The following is a 17,721-nucleotide window of genomic DNA, read 5'->3' as shown; positions in this document are numbered from 1 at the left end:
ATGAAGCAGGTTCTACAGCAACAGAACGAGATACGTAAGGCTATRGAGAGTCCRATGAAGCAGGTTCTACAGCAACAGAACGAGATACGTAAGGCTATRGAGAGTCCRATGAAGCAGGTTCTACAGCAACAGAACGAGATACGTAAAATTATTAGTGCCACTTTTATGAAAGCTTATACAGTAAATTCATTCAGTATTGAAGATGGTATTGCGGTATTAGATAACATTATTGAAGATATACAAGAAGATTCAAATAGTACAACTTTCTTCACTCAGGAAAGTTTGGATTTATCAGAAATTCTGAATGATTTTATAGAATCCTATTTGAAACTTGCTAGTCAGTTTAAGAATGGTTATAACGCAATAACTAATAACAAAGCTATATTACAATTAACTGCATTAATTGGGTTAATAAGTTCTATACTTACGATAGTTACTTTTGTACAGGGTGATAGTGTAGATATTCAAATTCACAATAATTTTGAAGATATAAAAATAGACACAGAAACAGAAGGAAAAAAGGTTGATATATACATTGAAAAAAGGGAGTTACCTGTAGAACCTAATATCGGAAAAGTAGATAATTGGTTGTCAGGCGGAGATAGAACATAAAAAGGACTTTAAAGCAACTTTATTCAGAAATGAGTAGAGTTGTTTTTTTGTTAAAGAAGTTTTGAATGATTAGTACAGATAACACTAATGGAATGCATAAACTTATAATGATAAGTGTTTACAATACTAATTTAAAGTGTATTTAGACCTATTTTTAGTTATTTTTGTTGGAATCTTGAAAAAAACATGGTAGTCTATTCCATGCGGTAAACACACACAAACAAACAAATATTTTTTGGAGGAACAAAAATGAAAAAGCAAATTGTAACACTGACAATTGATGTTTTAATGACAGAAACAGAGTCACAGGTATTTCAAACAATGTATTCCCAACAGATTGAGGGAATCACGTTGATTAGTGACAGACAAGAAGAAACTAGCCTGTATGTAGAATATGCTGAAATTGAAACAACTACTATCTAACAGAAAGAAGGGGATTAATATGAAAAGAAACGAAATCAGAAGCAGAGCAGTAGAACAGGCTCTTACAGTATCAAGACTGTTTGCTAAACATGGTATTGACCTAGATTTAGTTGGCGCAGGGGTAACATTACTAAACTCCTTGATACAGGCAAAAAGACGTACTAAGGAAAGAGGAGATTACATTGCTAAAGGTATCCAATTCAACTTAAACAAAACAGATAGATTCGCTTTGCTTGAGGTGATTCAAGGTGATAAAGAGTTTTGGCAAGCGTGGGTTAAACAGCATGAAATCTTTGAGGAAACAGGTCTTGATGATGATAGACCGACTTTGCACCGATTAAATCCCGATGGGCATTATGAGTTTGGCAATATCGGTATGCTATCAAGTGGTGACCATTTACAAGAAAATGCAGTACCCATGATGATAATTGACACCGATGATTCAACAATTCGTAGCTATCCAAGCGTTACAAAGATGGCTGAAGCAGAAGGTATTAAACAGTCCAAAGTCGATGCGCTGAGGGCATCAAAAAAGAAAGCAAGGGCTTAATGTCCTTGTTTTTTGATTGGAGAAGCCATTCCTATAATAAGGTTAGCAAAAGGTGATTTTCTTCAATTATAATTTCAATTTTAATCCTAATTTATAGTTGGTATTGATTAGTTTCAATGTTGATAGAAAGAGAGCAAATTAATGACAACAAAGACAAACAATAATTCACCAATCGGTAAGGATATTTCAAAGATTCCTAATCGTCATAAACCTTATTTTGCGTTTGATTCAGATAACAAAATCATTGGATATAAGCGTTCGATTGGTATTGATAAGGTGATTCTTAAAGCACGTTTAACAGCAGAGGAAATTGAGGGTTTGACTTCAATGTTTAGCTACCATATCGAGCGTGAATCACAGCCAAATGGCTTTACTAAGATAAGTCATATCATGGATTTGAGAGAACATTTTGGTGTGTACATCAAGCTAATGCCTTTTGAAGATGGAGTTAACACAGAGATTCAACTTCATTCAAAGTTCACGACTAATCTAATTGGGAACAGTCCAATCATTCTTGATATTCTAAACAACCCTAAATGGTTTATCGTTCGCTTAGACGTAGCGACTGACTATGTGACACCGTTTAACACAAGCGCCTACCTTAAACGGAATGGCAATCAGAAGCAAATGAACTTTGAAACGTCTTCATGGTCAGGCTCAACAGGCAATCGAAACAAAACAGCCTGTGAATCGCACTATGACCGTAAAGTAGAAGATGAAACGTTAGAGGACAACTTCATTAATCGTTTTGAGGTAAAGCTGTTCTTTAAGGAAGTCGATAACATGAAGCTGTACGACTTGAATCACAATCTTATCGTTCAACGCTTGCAGAAGGAAATGTTTATACCATGCCTAACGTATTCGTATTTAAACGATAAGCAGGTCAAGACTAGCAGAGGGGATAAAGCCTATATTGACCTTATCAATCAAGCTAAAAAGCCTCATAATGAGAACGCAATCAGAGCGTTACTCACTAAGAGCCAATGGAGTACCTTTAGAAAGCACTTTAAAGAAAGTCGAGATGATATTGAACAGGCTTATCTTGAAAACAGTCACATCATGTATGACTTCCTATTGCCAATAGCAGTTTAAGACGCTCTTAGATGAATCGAGATGACCAATTATCCATATGTTCATTTCCGATGCGTGTGAGGAGTGGTGTACAGTACCATAAATTTTGTGAGAAATAAGTTATTTTATTACAACCAATAACACTTGGCATACAACAACAACCATAGCAAGTTTCTAGAAATGTTTAGCGAGCTTATGAGCGTTGATGATAGTGAAGTAGGGAAAGCATTTACGCAGGTTGTCTAATTGTAGCTACAAAGCTATGCGTGAAGTAACAGGGTTAGTTGTGAGAGCATAACAAAAGGACTTGTACAAATGAGATACACTCACATTAGCAAGTCCTGTTTAAATGATAGAAACCTAATTATTGCAGACTAAATTCTTCTTTCATGCCTAATCTACCGTTGGAAAAAATCAATTGAGCAGAACCGCCACTAACTCCTTCATACCAATAGGTCTCTGTTGTAGCATTGGGTGTAACCATATCTCCTCCAAATTCCCCTATACCTAAAATTGATTCTACCTCTTCGAGGGTCATTCCTTTAACAACTTGATTATACTGATTAATTGTTATCTTTTCGGGTGTTGCTAAACCTGATTGGCTTTTAGTAAATAAGATATTATTAGAGAAAATTAAAGTGACTGAGGCATTTCCCTCTGCTTCATATTTATATTCACTTATTTCTTCATCAGAACTTGTTGGAACTAAAGTCCCTTCCAAATTGGTTAGTTCTTTTACTTCTTCATATGTCATGCCTGTTTGAATCTGTTTGAATAATTCCATAGTTATAAATGGTTGTTTAGATTCAAATAAAGCATTACTCTCAAATCCCATTGCTTCTTTCATATAAAGAGTGTTTGCTGTGTCGTAATCAATATCAAAATGAGTTGCTGTTTCTTTTAATACTAATTCATCATGAATTTTAGGTTCATAATTCTCGCCATAGTTAGTAATTTCATCAAATTTACTTTGAGCAAAATCATATACTTCTTTGCTATTTGGCAAACTATTAGTTATTGCTTCTTTTTCGGTTTCAATGTCTTGTTTTTTATTACTTTCATTCGAAGCACTACAAGCTACTAAAAAAATCGAACATAGTAAAATAATAATTTGTTTCATTTCTTCACTTCCAAGTGTATTATTTCTTAAAAAGATGATATAGAAATTGTAACATATATGTAAATATGGATGTTAGAGTTATTATCTAAATTCTCTATTAAAATTTAACAATACGATAAGGTATAAACCTCTACAACTTTGAGTTAGCTTATATCAAAAATCGAAGCAACCGAAGCATTTAACGAGCTTGTAAGTGTTGTCAGTGGTGCAGACGAATCATTGATACATTGCTACAAAGATATATGCGAAGCTACTGAGCGTTGCCGTGAGAAAGTTACATATCTTATTTCCATGATAAGCAGGTAAAGACGAACAGATAGACAGGCAAAGGAAGCAGATAACGAGAACTCAATCAAGTTGCTACTAACTACGAGCCAATGGACAACATTCCGTAAGCATTTCAAAGCGTGTCGTGATGATTTAGAGTGGGCTTATATTGAAAACAGCCATGTGATTTATGACTTCTTATTAGCGCATCATTAGCTTGGTGTGCTTTTTGTGTTTGTGAATGAGGATATACATTGAGGACTAATGTTGAATAGTAGTACTTTGATATTTTACTTTTATAAACAATAATTTTCTATCCATCTCCATTATTTACAACAACTTCAATCTATTATTTACTATAATAATTTTTGAGGTGAAAATATTGAGATTGAGAGAGATGAAATACGAATTAGAGGAAATAAAGAAGGGTTTTAAGTTTGAATATCAGGCAGTTGAGGGTGGGAAATTTAGAGTAATTGGAGTAACTAAACTTAACAGTTTAATTATTAAAATTAATAAATTTGGGTTTATTGATAATGAGTATAAAGAGTTTATTACTAATTTTAAAAATATTGTCACTCTATTTGATAACGAAGTTATCCTAAATAGTATTAAATATGAACAATATGAAGAATTGTTAAAAACTATTAATTTGAAAGTTACTGCAGTTATTACTGCAATATCATTGGCAATAGATAATCAAGATGAAAATTCGATTAGTATTAAATTACCACCATTTACTGATTTAAAATCAGTTGCTAACTTTATAGAAGATATTGAGAAGATATTTAAAGGTGTTTTACCCGATAAGAAGCAAGGTGAATTAAAGTTAAGCACTTTCGACACAGGTTCTAATTGGATTGAGGTTGTGGTGACTTATGCGGAATCTGTTGTTATTATTGGTGAGTTCGTAAAGGTTACAACTGAACTTGCTAAGAACATTTTAGCGTTAAGAAGTACTACTGAGAAATTAGAATCTACAAACTCTATTGATGATGAGGCAAGACAGATTGTGTTAGATAGTATGAGAAAGTTAGAAGTGGAACAATCTAAAATTTCCGCAAGTAAATTGTTGGAAAGTGGGGTAATTAACACAGAAGACCTTTCTAATATTAATGAATATCAAAATGGTTTAAGTATGCAAATTCTAACAATGGCAGATTATCTCATTAAAGGTGCGGAAGTTAAACCTGCATTAAATGCCCCTGAAGAACAAAAAGAAGAGTTTCCTTCAAATGAAGAATATAAGTTATTACAAGAATCTGCAAATCAACTATTATTAAATAGCCCGTCAGAAGACCGAGAGACAGAAGACCGAGAGACGGAAAACCAAAAGACGGAAAACCAAAAGACAGAAGACCAAAAATAATAATGAAGCACATCACAATTAAAGTGGTGTGCTTTTTCTGTTCTGCCTTCTTAGAACAGCGCTTAGAGTAATCGAGCATCAGTTAGAAGTACATTTGATTACATGCATTGCTCTCAAGTCGGTTCTTAGAACCAACACAAGCCCTATGAGCAAAGATAACAATAATATAGGCCATATTTATGCTAGGATTGTCACAGGGTTTATATGGGCGTTTAGTCGTGACTATACTGTAGTGCGTTTAATAGTGTATCCTTCAAATTCATCTTCCAATAACTTAACAAATTTAGAAGGTTTCATATCCAAAGCTTCTGCTAATAGGAAAATTGTTGTTATTGTCGGTTGCTTGATATTTCGCTCAAGCATACTGATGTATGTTCTATCCAAACTGCTTCTATGTGCGAGTTCTTCTTGTGATAGTTTCAGGGATTTACGAACACGCTTTAATACAGTACCAATTGTAATGTTTTCGATTTCATTCAAGAGACAAAATCTCCTTTTTTAATCAATTACAATGGTATAAGAGATGTTAAACCACGTACTATGGTCTACAAAAGGATTGGGATTGAAAATTAAATACCAATATTTACTGAAATATAGTAAACTCTATTTTGTAGACTATAGTCTTAGTTTTTAGGAGGAATCAACATTGCGGAAAAACAACAAAAGAACAAATATCATAGTAGCGGTAATCACTTTTGCTCTAATATTAGCTTTTGCAGGCTATTTTATGATAGCAAGTGCAAAAAAGGATGAAAGAGAAAACATAGAAGTTGTTGCTAGTATGAAAGAGGACGCATACAATGATTACATAGAATCTATAAAAGGTATTGTAGATAGTAAGAAAGACTCAGAGCAAGTAGAGGTAGCAAAGCTATCAGATGAAGCTCTCTTAAAGGTCTTTAAAAATGATAAGATATACAAAGAAACCAAAGAAGGGGATGAACATTTAGATAAGCTAATAGATGAAGCGACAAAGAATCTAAATAGTTCCCTACATTTTTTACTATCTAAAAGTATTAGCAAAAAGAACTATGAAGAAATAAGACTGTTTGCTGATAGCCCTATATATGTTAGTAAGGAAAACATAGCTCTCTTTAAGAAGGAAACAGAGAAGATGGACAAATACCTTGCCAAAGAGAGAGAAGAACAAAGAAAAGCCACGGTAAAAGTTAAAACAGGTGACTCAAAGAAAGACGTTGAAACTCTTTTAGGCTCACCAATAAAAGTTACTAAAAATAATGAAGCTGAGTTTTGGACTTATGACGGTGCTGTTTTAACTATGAAAAATGGATATGTTTTTGATATTACTTACTCTTTGGAGTAGGTGAACCACAGGATAGAGTTAACAGCTCTATCTTTTTTTACTGTTAGAAGCTCATAGTCACGCTATGAGGTGCTTTGGTGATTGGGATTGATAGATTCATTGGAAGCGTCATGTAACGAGTGTTAGTGGATGTTGAAGGGATTGGAGAAGCATAACAAAAGGACTTGTGTAAGTGATTAACCATACTATACAAGTCCTATAGGCTTATATTGGAAGAACTTAGAGTTATGTAATATTAGAAATGTAAGATATTATATCGTTTACGTTGTTCAGGTGTCATAAACTGTGCTACAAACTCTAAATCAATTTGGCTAAGTGTAGAAATTTGCTCTTGTTCTCTATGTCTTCTTAAACTTACTTTCACAATACTATTAAACGCTCGTTTTCCCATATCACTAAGGGTTGGATAGAAATTGTATAAATGCTTTAATTGATTTGGTGTTAATTTTCCATCTTTTTTAATTTGTTCAGCAATGCTCTTGTAGAATGAATTGTTTGAATTGGCTAATCTTTCATCCAATGCTTCATTTAAAATTTTTTTAAAGTATTCGTTCTTATCCTTTGATAAGCGCTTCTCATTAATCAGATTACCTTCTATATCATAGAAATCAGTTTTAAAATCATCTGTAAATTTCTTGATACATTCTGAACCAACAATCATTACATTTTTATTCAAACTATTGATAATAGTGTACTCGTAGCGGATTTCTTCATGGTTACATAATTCACATTCTGCTTCACAATATTCATTGTCCTCTAGTCCGTTGTAAAGCCATTCATTACGTGCTTTTTGGAAATCGTCTTTTTCTTCACTCTTTTTAAAGAGATTTTCCGTTGCACGTCTTAACCAACTATTACTCATTATTATCCCCCCACGTATTACATTTTAAAATAATTGGAAACTCTATGTGAAAATCATATCATAGTAAATTTTAGTTTGATAGAGAAATGGAAATGTACAACAAACAAATTCATCTTGTTACCACAGGCGACACGACAACTCCTAAACCGCTACTAAACTAATCAATCACTTATATATGATGAATCACATCAAAAACCTGTATTAATTGCACCAATAGATAAATAGATGAAAGAGCCACGATACACAGGTCAAATTGTTTCATTGATTAAAGCGATTGATTATAGATGGATATTTACATAGAGAAATGTAGGTGCTAACGATAGCTCTCATAAAATAAAAGTGGTATCACAACTTAAAAGATTGACACCGATGAAGCCGATGTGATAGTATCGGTATATCTGATGGTGTCGTAATTAAGTGTCATAAGTAATGTTGGAAAGAGGGATGGAAATGACAGTATATGGATATGCTCGTGTTTCAACAATTGGTCAAGACCTAGAAGCACAGATATATGCATTAGAAAAACAGGGCGCAGAGAAAATCTATCAAGAGAAGTTCACAGGCACTATCACTGATAGACCACAATTAAATGAACTATTAAGCGTTCTTAAAGAAGGTGATACGCTCATGGTTACTAAGCTAGACCGTTTTGCTCGTTCTGCATCACAAGGTAGTGAATTGGTAAAAGAGCTTATTGCCAAAGGTATAAGGGTGCATATTTTAAATATGGGCTTAATGGATAATACACCTGCTTCAAAACTTATTCGTAACATTTTCTTTGCGTTCGCAGAGTTCGAGCGTGACATGATTGTTGAACGTACACAGGAAGGAAAAGTGATAGCTAAACAAAATCCAAACTATCGTGAAGGTCGTAAACCTACATATACAAAGGCACAGCTTGACCATGCTATGAAGCTGAAAGAAACACATTCATTCTCACAGGTTGAAGAAATCACAGGGATTAGCATGAGTACCTTAAAGCGTGAAGCTAGAAAGAGAAAAGAAAAGGAAATATAAAAAAATTAGTTGCTTTTCAAAAAGGTGACGTTCATGTATATTCAGACGAAAAGCTTGATTTATAGGGCTTTATGGCATATTCAATTTTTATTGGTTGACAAGTAAAACATTGATTTTATTTTCAATCATGACGCAGAGTGATAGGTGCTTGTCAGAGGGGTGTAGGAGCTTGTGTGAGCGTCTCAGCGAGTGAGGTTGATAATTTTGTCATTTGAGTAGGAGAGCGTCACACAGAGCTGTTTGACAAGTTTAGTAAAATGTGGTTATCGAAGCTAGGTGTATCCCCGTATTTTCCGATATTTAATTAGTTGGAATAGGGAAATGGGTATGACCAAGCACATCCACACACCGAGAGAAAGGAATTGAAACGATATGGCAAGAAAAAGAGCGGTAGTATATACAAGGGTTTCGACAGATAAAGAAGAACAAAAGCTATCATTAGCTATGCAAAGAGAAGTTTATGAAGAATATTGTGCAAGAGAAAACCTAGAACTTGTAGAAATCTTTGCTGATGAAGGTTTCAGTGGTACTAATGCTAGACGAGAAAAGTTCATTGAAATGATGTATAAAGCAGGATTGGACTTTATTGAACGTGAAAAAGACGGTGATATTTTCGAAACGTCAGATAGAAAACCTGAGTTTGATTACATAATCACTAAAGATGTTTCACGCTATGCTCGTAATGAAGAAATTGGTATGTCTACAGCTAAACAGCTAAGAGCGTTAGGGGTTTACATTAGATTTGAACATGGTGGAGTTTCTACCGAGGATAAGAATTGGAAACTAATGCTTACAATTCTGTTCAGTGTTGCAGAAGGTTACTCACAAGATTTAAGTGAAAAAATTAAGTTTACTAAGGAGCATAATGCAAGAAAAGAGCGTTATAGACCTGCTAGGTTGCCTTATGGCTACACATGGGATAAAGATAGAAACATTATCATAGTCCCCAAACAAGCAGAGGTTGTAGAAAGAATTTTTAATAGTTATTCAACAAAAGGCGGTATGATTCTAGCTAAAGAACTGAATGATGAAAAGATACCGACACAAAGAAATCACATGTGGTCAAGTGACAAAATAAACCGTATTATTAAGAATCTTATCTATACGGGAACAGCAGTTGTTCATAGGACGTATAAAGATGATGTTACAGCTACTGTTCGTAAAAAGCGCCATGAGGACGATTTTATTAAGATACCAAATGCAGTACCCCAAATTGTTTCAGTAGAGCAATTTGAGAAAGCTAATAAAGTACGTGAGAGCAGAATTAATAAAGGTGAAAAGAAACGTGGTAGAAAACCGACTTATACAGATGTGTACTTTCAAAAAATCAAATGTGGTGTATGTGGAAAAGGTTTCAAGAAACATACAACTACAGGTAGCGGAAAGAACAAAAAAATTAACTATATGTGTATGAGTAGAACAAATCAAGCTAGATGTGGGTGTCGAGGTATTTCTCTAAACAATCTGAATAAAGGGTTAGATGAAGTAGAAATCAACTTTTTAGCAGATACAATGAGAGAACAGGTGCAATATAAAGAGCTATTGAATGGGATAGCTAGTGAGCTTGTTCGCATAGAAGATACTAGAGAGCGTTTACAGAAGCGAATTGATGAACTCGATAGTGAATGTGATAGTTTCTTAGATTCCATTCAAGTGTACAAAAAGCAGGGCAATGATAAGCTAGTAAAGGGCTTTGAGAAGAAGTTTGATAAGGCTTCTAATGAACGTGAAGCATTGGAAGCGCAGTTTGAAGCTATCAATGTTGAAAAGATTCAAAAGCTCAAAGTAAAAGTTGAGAAGAAAAAAGAACTCATTCAGCAAATGATAAAAACTACGTGTTTTACTAATGAAGAAAAGTTACAGTTATTGAACAAGGTAATTGTGAAAGATTATGAAGTGGAGTATTTTTTTGCAATGCCTAATTATGATGATGAAATCATAGAATACAACAGTATTTTCAAAGAGAATCCAATCGGGAACAGTCTACCAATTAATCCGTTTGGAATCAGTGTCAGAAGAAATCATAAGGAAGCTCGCTTAGTTTGGGAGCAATATGATGAAGATAGATTAGAACACCAAAGGCTTCAAGAAGAAGGTTTACTTTAGTTCTTTCTATTAAAATGTATGCAGTTCACTTAGTTGAATTGCTTAATTTTTAGATAAAGGGTTGTTTTTCAACTGTTTTTTATCCATGGTGCAAGGGCAGGTTGAGGCATATCGAGTAGATTTTATGGATTATCCAACAATTGAAGATTTAGTAGCAAAAGGCTATTTGAAGAAGAATGAAACGACCTGTCCTAATAAAGAAGAGATTATGATCACTAAAGATGGCGAGGTACGGTTGGCGAAGTCCTCTGCCAATACCGGTTCTGGTAGCTGATGGATGTTGTAAAAAGTGAGCGTGGCTTTACGTTTGTCGAAATGCTCATTGTCTTATTTATCGTTATGTGTTTGTCAGCAATTGTCGTAAAGTATTCGTTAAAAGCAGCGGAAACTAGAGAACTTGAGCTGTTTTTTACACAAATTCAATTAGATATCCAATATATCCAAACTTATAGTATGCATCACGGGGAGTATATCTCGATGAAGTTTGAGAATTCATCAAAGAGATACATCATTAAAAAGGATATTTTTACAGAATTATTTGAACGACCTTTTCCGAAAGGGGTTGAGGTCATACCTTCTTCAAGTTCAATTTATACGATTATATACAATTACAATGGAAACGTCATGACCCCTGGAACTGTTTATTTTAAAACGCCTCAAGGCACTAAAAAGGTTGTGATTACGTTAGGACGAGGGAGATCGAGAGTTGAATGAATCTGGTTATTCATTTGTAGAAACGATTTTATCAGTAGTCATTGTTATGTTATTATGCATGACATTAATACCGATCAGCTACACGATGAAAACGACTCTTTATAACAAAAAGTTAGAAGTTATCGCAGCTGAAACGGCCTATGAAGGTTTAAAGTGTTATCGCTATTTACAGCAAATGGAAGGCGCTAAAACCATTGAAAATGTAGACTTTCAATGGTCTATGAATGAACAAGGGATATGTGTAAGTTTTCAAAATACGCGAGAATTACGCAAAAAATGTATACAACTGATAGGTGAAGTCGATGAATGAGCGAGGCTATACTTTATTAGAAGCGTTGTTTCAATTAGTTGTTTTTGTGCTTATTGCGCATCTTGTTGTGTTCATTATGCTTTGGTTTGCAGAAATGAAATCAACGGTACTATCTGATGAACAATCAAAGTGGGAGCTTTTTGTTTATGATATGAATATGTATTTAAAGGATATTTCATCATTTACGATTCGACAAGATCAAAAGAGAATAACCTTCCAGGCGGCAGATACCATTCATAATATTGATTGTTATAACGATATTATTCGTGATCAAGTTAATAGTGGTCATGTACCAATGCTAATTGGTATTAATAAATGTCAGTTTCAATTTGAAAAAGATATGTTAACAGTAGCTGTTGAACTTCCAAGTGGTATCAAAAAGGAGCGAACTTTCTATGTTCCAATTATTGAAAAATGACAGAGGGGCTGTTTTTTTAATCGCAATTGCATTATTATTTTTTGTAACTACTTTTGTTCTTACGTATTTTACGTCTTATGAAATTCAGTTTCGAACATATAATGAACTAGAAAAGCTGAATGTTCGAGCTACGATAAATTTATTAGGACAAATTTTGTCAGACAGTGTAGAATCGTAGTTATAAGAAGGTGATTCGAATGCGAAAAATATATTTAGTGGGCTTTATGGGCTGCGGGAAAAGTGCGTTAGGAAGACGTTTAAGCTATTTGTTAAAGATGCCATATTATGATATGGATCGTGAGATTGTTCGGCAGCAGGGAATGACAATTCCACAGATATTTGAAAAATACGGCGAAGCACGTTTTCGAGAAATAGAAACAGAATTTTTGAAAAATTTCCGAGACGAAGCTTGTATTATTTCAACAGGTGGTGGAGTTGCAATCAGTGCTGAAAATCGAAAAATAATGAGACGTAGTGGGCTCGTGTTTTTTTTAGATGCGACATTCGAAGATATATACAAACGAATACAGCATGATCCGAACAGACCAATTGTCCAGAGTTCAACGAAAGAGGAGCTAGAGAAGCTGTATCATTACAGAAGAAGATTCTATCGTGAGACAGGACATATACAAGTGTTAACAGAGGGCAGAACAATCCGCCAAATTCTTGAGTATTTAGTATTCCAAGTCAAAAGATTAAAAGGCGAACAATAATAAAAATAAATCTATTTAATGTTCGTGTTTTAATATAAAATAAAAAATGATTGCCTTTTCAATGCAATTAATGTTAGGATATAGACAAATAAGTAACTAAATGTTCATTGAATACTAAATAGTACCAAGATGAATCTTGGGCGGATGATTGTGCGGGGAGAGCACGTGTAGACGTCACCGAAGGAGCAAATAACAAAATGTTATGAATCTCTCAGGTAAAAGGACTCGTACAAGACGCAACTCTGGAGAGAGCTGTAGTACTACAGCCACCAAAGGGGAAAGCCGGCTGATTGGCATTGTAGTAATGCGAGCCAGTCTGGTGTAACTTTCAGGTTTAAGGACAGAGAATCCCGAAAAGGGGTTCGTCTGTCTTTTTTTATGCCTAAATGTTTTGCTTGTTAATTCCTTATTTAAATGAACAAACAGGGGAAGCATGATTGTACTTATAAAAAGCAGACGAACTACTATCAGTAAAAAATGTAACTACCATTAAGGGGGCAAAAATAATGACGAATGAATTAAAGCGTACACCTCTATTTGAAGAATATGCAAAGTATGGTGGTAAAACAATCGACTTCGGTGGATGGGAATTACCAGTGCAATTCTCTTCTATTAAAGAAGAGCATGATGCAGTACGTAATAGTGCTGGCTTATTTGATGTATCACATATGGGTGAAATTTTAGTAACTGGACCTGATTCACTAGATTTTTTACAAAATCTTTTGACAAATGATATTTCAAAAATTGCAGTTGGCCAAGCGCAATATAATGCAATGTGTTATGAAGATGGTGGCGTTGTTGATGATTTATTAACGTATAAATTAGCAGACAATCATTATTTATTGTGCGTAAATGCGGCAAATATTGAAAAAGATTATGATTGGATGATGGAAAATCAACATCAATATAATGTGACTATCGACAATCAATCAGATGCTTATGCACAAATTGCCCTTCAAGGTCCAATAGCAGAAGAGGTTCTTCAAACATTAACAGACACTGATTTAAAAACGATTAAATACTTCCGTTTCCAAGCAGACGTTGAAGTTGCTGGTCATAAAGCATTAGTATCTCGTAGCGGTTACACAGGAGAAGATGGTTTTGAATTATACGGCTCTCCAGAAGCTATTAAAGCTTTATGGAATGAAATTTTAGAGGCTGGAAAAGACAAAGGCGTTGTTCCAACAGGTTTAGGTTGCCGTGATACACTTCGCTTTGAAGCGGGTCTTCCATTATACGGGCAAGAGCTATCAGCGACAATTTCACCTCTTGAGGCTGGTATTGGTTTTGCTGTGAAGTTAAATAAAGAGGACTTTAATGGTCATGATGCATTAGTGGCACAAAAAGAAAATGGACTGTCACGTAAAATTGTTGGCATTGAAATGATTGATAAAGGAATTCCTCGTCATGGCTACAAAGTGTTTAAGGATGGTAAGGAAATCGGTGAAGTAACAACAGGTACACAGCTTCCTTCCTCTAAACGTAATGTTGGTCACGCATTAATTGACAGCCAATTCGCAACTATCGGAACTGAATTAGAAATCGAAATTCGTGGTAAGCACTTAAAGGTAGTAACTGTTGAAACACCGTTTTACAAGCGTTCAAAATAAAAGTTGAAAAGAGGGACCTACATTTATGAAACATCGTTATTTACCAATGACGGAGCAAGATAAACAAGAAATGTTAGACGTAATTGGCGTATCCTCAGTTGATGAGTTATTTGGGGATATTCCAGAAAAAGTACGTTTTAAAGGCCTATATGATATTAAAGAAGCAAAATCTGAATCAGCTTTATTAAAAGAATTAACGGCACTTGCTGCGAAAAATAAAGATACAAATGCAAACGTATCGTTTTTAGGTGCTGGCGTATACAACCACTATAAACCGATCATCGTGGACCATGTTATTTCTCGTTCAGAGTTTTACACTGCGTATACTCCATATCAACCAGAAATTTCACAAGGGGAATTACAAGCAATTTTTGAATTCCAAACGATGATTGCAGAGCTTACAGGTATGGATCTTGCAAACTCTTCTATGTATGATGGAGGAACGGCGTTAGCTGAAGCAGGTATGCTTGCAGCTGGACATACACGCCGTAAGAAAATTTTAGTATCTGAATCGGTTCATCCTGAGTACCGCGATGTCGTTGCTACATATGCATACGGTCAATCTATTGAAATTGTTACTGTTCCACATAAAGATGGTGTGACAGATGTAGAAGCTTTAAAAGAATTAATTGATGACAATACAGCAGCTGTTATTACACAGTATCCTAACTTCTTTGGTCAAATTGAGGACTTACAAGTAATTGGCGATATTGCACATGAGGCAAAAAGTTTATTTGTCGTATCTTCAAACCCACTTTCACTAGGGGTTTTAACACCTCCTGGTAAGCTAGGTGCTGATATTTGTGTAGGGGACGCACAGGTCTTCGGTATTTCTGAAGCATTCGGTGGTCCACACTGTGGCTTCTTTGCAGTAACAACGAAGCTAATGCGTAAAGTTCCAGGTCGTCTTGTTGGTGAAACAGTAGACGGCGAAGGTCGCCGTGGTTATGTTTTAACATTACAAGCGCGTGAACAACATATTCGTCGTGATAAAGCAACATCTAATATTTGTTCGAACCAAGCGCTTCTTGCACTAGCTGCTTCTGTAGCAATGACTGCTCTAGGTAAGCAAGGTGTTCGTGAAATGGCTATTCAAAATATCGCGAAAACTCGCTATGCTAAAAATGCCTTTGAAGCGGCTGGCTTCACAGTAGCATTCCAAGGTGCGCACTTTAACGAAATCGTTGTGAAGACAAATAAATGTGTGAAAGAAATTAATAAAGGCTTAATTGAAAAAGGTATCATCGGTGGTTATCCTTTAGGTCAAACATATGACTCTCTTAAAAATCACGTGCTAATCGCAGTAACAGAATTACGCACGAAGGAAGAAATTGATGCACTTGTTGCAGAAATGGGGGCTCTTAATGCATAACGAAAATCAATCACTCATTTTTGAAATTTCCAAAGAAGGTCGCGTTGGCTACAGCTTAGAAGCACTTGATGTACCAGAGGTTGAACTTGCAGATTTACTTCCTGCAAACCTAGTACGCGCAGAAGCAGCGGAATTACCAGAGGTATCTGAGCTTGATATTATGCGTCACTATACAGCACTTTCTCGTCGAAACCACGGTGTAGACTCTGGCTTCTACCCTCTTGGTTCTTGTACGATGAAATATAATCCTAAAATTAACGAGGCTGTTGCACGAATTTCTGGTTTTGCAAATGTTCACCCATTACAGGATGAATCAACAGTTCAAGGAGCTATGGAGCTTCTTTACGATCTACAAACTTCATTAGTTGAAATTACAGGTATGGATGAAGTGACATTACAACCAGCCGCAGGTGCACATGGTGAATGGACAGCGTTAATGATGATTCGTGCCTTCCATGAAGCAAACGGTGAAGGTCATCGTAATAAAGTTATCGTTCCTGACTCTGCTCACGGTACTAACCCAGCATCGGCAACTGTTGCAGGCTTTGAAACTATCACTGTTAAATCAGATGATAATGGTTTAGTAGATATTGAAGATTTACGCAAAGTAGTTGGTTCTGATACAGCTGCATTAATGCTAACAAATCCAAATACACTTGGTCTATTTGAAGAAAATATTATCGAAATGGCAGAGCTTATCCACTCTGTTGGCGGTAAAGTATACTATGACGGTGCAAACTTAAACGCAGTTATGAGTAAAGCACGTCCTGGTGATATGGGCTTTGACTGCGTCCACTTAAATTTACACAAAACATTTACAGGTCCTCACGGTGGCGGTGGCCCAGGTTCAGGTCCAGTAGGTGTAAAAGCAGATTTAATTCCATTCCTTCCAAAACCAGTTTTAGTAAGAACAGAGGAAGGATCATATCACTTCGATTACGACCGTCCACAATCAATCGGACGTGTTAAACCTTACTACGGTAACTTTGGTATCAACGTACGTGCATACACTTATATCCGTACAATGGGTCCAGATGGCTTAAAAGCTGTAACAGAATACGCTGTACTAAACGCAAACTATATGATGCGTCGCTTAGAGCCATTCTACGATCTACCATATAACCGTCATTGTAAACATGAATTTGTATTATCAGGTCGTCGTCAAAAGAAACTAGGCGTTCGTACTTTAGATATCGCAAAACGTCTGTTAGACTTTGGCTACCATCCACCAACAACTTACTTCCCATTAAATGTGGAAGAGGCATTAATGATCGAGCCAACAGAAACAGAATCTAAAGAAACATTAGATGCATTCTGCGATAAAATGATCCAAATTGCCGAAGAAGCAGAAGAAAATCCATCAATCGTACAAGAAGCACCACATACAACAGTCGTAACTCGCTTAGACGAAACACGCGCTGCTCGAACACCTGTGCTTCGCTATCAAAAAGCATAATTAATTGCCATAAGGCGTCCAACGAGTATTTAAGTACTTGTTGGACGTCTTTTTTATTCTTTTTTTGATAGACGTTAGATAAGCGACGGGAAAAAGAGTCAGAGTGACGGAAAGAAAGACAAGAGCGACGGGAAGAAGAGCCAAGACATACGGATAGGAAACAGAGCGACGGATAGAGGAGTCAAAGCGACGGAAAGAATGGTCCAGACGGAAAGAATAGTCCAAGTGACGGAAAGAAGAGCCAGAGTGACGGAAAGAAAACAGAGCGACGGAAAGAGGAGTCAAAGCGACGGAAAGAAGAGCCAGAGTGACGGAAAGAAGAGCCAGAGTGACGGAAAGAAGAGCCAGAGTGACGGAAAGAAGAGCCAGAGTGACGGAAAGAAGAGCCAGAGTGACGGAAAGAAGAG

At 35.6% G+C, this 17,721-nt stretch carries 21 protein-coding genes and 1 riboswitch; of the genes, 17 read left to right on the top strand and 4 right to left on the bottom strand.

Annotated elements, in window-relative coordinates; translation table 11 throughout:
- The first annotated feature begins 108 nt into the window (after positions 1 to 108).
- The 4 genes from AC1DCY_RS24485 to AC1DCY_RS24470 all read left to right on the top strand — a co-directional run bounded on the left by AC1DCY_RS24485 (position 109) and on the right by AC1DCY_RS24470 (position 2,677).
- Complete coding sequence (locus AC1DCY_RS24485; protein ID WP_477354510.1) at positions 109 to 612, top strand: hypothetical protein; 504 nt, start codon at positions 109 to 111, stop codon at positions 610 to 612.
- 249 nt (positions 613 to 861) lie between these two features.
- The gene (locus AC1DCY_RS24480) at positions 862 to 1,035 is read left to right on the top strand and encodes a hypothetical protein (RefSeq protein ID WP_477354507.1); all 174 of its coding nucleotides are present in this window, start codon (positions 862 to 864) and stop codon (positions 1,033 to 1,035) included.
- 19 nt (positions 1,036 to 1,054) lie between these two features.
- Positions 1,055 to 1,585 (top strand): hypothetical protein, encoded by a 531-nt coding sequence (locus AC1DCY_RS24475; RefSeq protein WP_477354504.1) that lies wholly within the window; start codon positions 1,055 to 1,057, stop codon positions 1,583 to 1,585.
- A 141-nt stretch (positions 1,586 to 1,726) separates the two neighbouring features.
- Positions 1,727 to 2,677: a hypothetical protein gene (locus tag AC1DCY_RS24470; RefSeq protein WP_477354501.1), complete on the top strand. Its 951-nt coding sequence runs from the start codon at positions 1,727 to 1,729 to the stop codon at positions 2,675 to 2,677.
- 343 nt (positions 2,678 to 3,020) lie between these two features.
- Here AC1DCY_RS24470 and AC1DCY_RS24465 read toward each other — a convergent pair whose 3' ends face one another.
- A complete protein-coding gene (locus tag AC1DCY_RS24465; RefSeq protein ID WP_477354498.1) occupies positions 3,021 to 3,776 on the bottom strand; it encodes a hypothetical protein in 756 nt (251 codons plus the stop codon).
- A gap of 664 nt (positions 3,777 to 4,440) precedes the next feature.
- Here AC1DCY_RS24465 and AC1DCY_RS24460 point away from each other — a divergent pair.
- Positions 4,441 to 5,412 (top strand): hypothetical protein, encoded by a 972-nt coding sequence (locus AC1DCY_RS24460; RefSeq protein ID WP_477354495.1) that lies wholly within the window; start codon positions 4,441 to 4,443, stop codon positions 5,410 to 5,412.
- A 222-nt stretch (positions 5,413 to 5,634) separates the two neighbouring features.
- Here the strand turns inward: AC1DCY_RS24460 and AC1DCY_RS24455 are convergent, their stop codons facing one another.
- Positions 5,635 to 5,892 carry a helix-turn-helix domain-containing protein gene (locus tag AC1DCY_RS24455; RefSeq protein ID WP_477354492.1) on the bottom strand — a complete coding sequence of 86 codons (258 nt, stop codon included), beginning with the start codon at positions 5,890 to 5,892 and terminating at the stop codon, positions 5,635 to 5,637.
- A gap of 166 nt (positions 5,893 to 6,058) precedes the next feature.
- Here AC1DCY_RS24455 and AC1DCY_RS24450 point away from each other — a divergent pair, with 166 nt between their 5' ends.
- Entirely contained in the window at positions 6,059 to 6,736 is a 678-nt protein-coding gene (locus AC1DCY_RS24450; protein ID WP_477354489.1) for a hypothetical protein, read from the top strand.
- A 235-nt stretch (positions 6,737 to 6,971) separates the two neighbouring features.
- On the opposite strand, the gene AC1DCY_RS24445 is transcribed toward AC1DCY_RS24450, so the two are convergent.
- On the bottom strand, positions 6,972 to 7,598 hold the full coding sequence (locus AC1DCY_RS24445) for a hypothetical protein (protein WP_477354486.1): 627 nt from the start codon (positions 7,596 to 7,598) through the stop codon (positions 6,972 to 6,974).
- A 450-nt stretch (positions 7,599 to 8,048) separates the two neighbouring features.
- On the opposite strand from AC1DCY_RS24445, the gene AC1DCY_RS24440 reads away from it, so the two are divergent.
- The 11 genes from AC1DCY_RS24440 (at position 8,049) to gcvPB (ending at position 17,314) form a co-directional block, all read left to right on the top strand.
- On the top strand, positions 8,049 to 8,615 hold the full coding sequence (locus AC1DCY_RS24440) for a recombinase family protein (RefSeq protein ID WP_477354483.1): 567 nt from the start codon (positions 8,049 to 8,051) through the stop codon (positions 8,613 to 8,615).
- Between the two features lie 372 nt (positions 8,616 to 8,987).
- Complete coding sequence (locus AC1DCY_RS24435) at positions 8,988 to 10,721, top strand: recombinase family protein (protein ID WP_477354480.1); 1,734 nt, start codon at positions 8,988 to 8,990, stop codon at positions 10,719 to 10,721.
- An 85-nt stretch (positions 10,722 to 10,806) separates the two neighbouring features.
- Positions 10,807 to 10,995 carry a competence type IV pilus major pilin ComGC gene (locus tag AC1DCY_RS24430; protein WP_477354477.1) on the top strand — a complete coding sequence of 63 codons (189 nt, stop codon included), beginning with the start codon at positions 10,807 to 10,809 and terminating at the stop codon, positions 10,993 to 10,995.
- A complete protein-coding gene (comGD, locus tag AC1DCY_RS24425; protein ID WP_477354474.1) occupies positions 10,995 to 11,435 on the top strand; it encodes a competence type IV pilus minor pilin ComGD in 441 nt (146 codons plus the stop codon). Before AC1DCY_RS24430 ends, comGD begins: the two co-directional genes overlap by 1 nt.
- Entirely contained in the window at positions 11,428 to 11,745 is a 318-nt protein-coding gene (locus tag AC1DCY_RS24420; protein ID WP_477354472.1) for a hypothetical protein, read from the top strand. The genes comGD and AC1DCY_RS24420 overlap by 8 nt, the downstream gene beginning before the upstream one ends.
- A complete protein-coding gene (gene comGF, locus AC1DCY_RS24415) occupies positions 11,738 to 12,163 on the top strand; it encodes a competence type IV pilus minor pilin ComGF (protein ID WP_477354469.1) in 426 nt (141 codons plus the stop codon). Before AC1DCY_RS24420 ends, comGF begins: the two co-directional genes overlap by 8 nt.
- Positions 12,141 to 12,341 carry a hypothetical protein gene (locus AC1DCY_RS24410; RefSeq protein WP_477354466.1) on the top strand — a complete coding sequence of 67 codons (201 nt, stop codon included), beginning with the start codon at positions 12,141 to 12,143 and terminating at the stop codon, positions 12,339 to 12,341. Before comGF ends, AC1DCY_RS24410 begins: the two co-directional genes overlap by 23 nt.
- Positions 12,342 to 12,360: 19 nt before the next feature.
- Positions 12,361 to 12,876 (top strand): shikimate kinase, encoded by a 516-nt coding sequence (locus AC1DCY_RS24405; protein ID WP_477354463.1) that lies wholly within the window; start codon positions 12,361 to 12,363, stop codon positions 12,874 to 12,876.
- A gap of 144 nt (positions 12,877 to 13,020) precedes the next feature.
- A riboswitch (glycine riboswitch) is annotated at positions 13,021 to 13,113 on the top strand.
- 269 nt (positions 13,114 to 13,382) lie between these two features.
- Positions 13,383 to 14,486, top strand: a complete 1,104-nt coding sequence (gene gcvT, locus AC1DCY_RS24400; RefSeq protein WP_477354460.1) for a glycine cleavage system aminomethyltransferase GcvT — start codon at positions 13,383 to 13,385, stop codon at positions 14,484 to 14,486.
- A gap of 25 nt (positions 14,487 to 14,511) precedes the next feature.
- Positions 14,512 to 15,858 (top strand): aminomethyl-transferring glycine dehydrogenase subunit GcvPA, encoded by a 1,347-nt coding sequence (gene gcvPA / locus AC1DCY_RS24395; protein WP_477354457.1) that lies wholly within the window; start codon positions 14,512 to 14,514, stop codon positions 15,856 to 15,858.
- Positions 15,851 to 17,314, top strand: a complete 1,464-nt coding sequence (gcvPB, locus tag AC1DCY_RS24390) for an aminomethyl-transferring glycine dehydrogenase subunit GcvPB (RefSeq protein ID WP_477354454.1) — start codon at positions 15,851 to 15,853, stop codon at positions 17,312 to 17,314. Before gcvPA ends, gcvPB begins: the two co-directional genes overlap by 8 nt.
- Before the next feature lie 181 nt (positions 17,315 to 17,495).
- Here gcvPB and AC1DCY_RS24385 read toward each other — a convergent pair.
- On the bottom strand, positions 17,496 to 17,721 hold a 226-nt coding region (locus AC1DCY_RS24385), incomplete at its 5' end, for a hypothetical protein (RefSeq protein WP_477354451.1).

The sequence above is a fragment of the Lysinibacillus sp. 10T31 genome, assembly GCF_056394365.1.
Note: the sequence above shows the minus strand (reverse complement) of the source record. Positions and strands in the feature narration are given on the sequence as shown.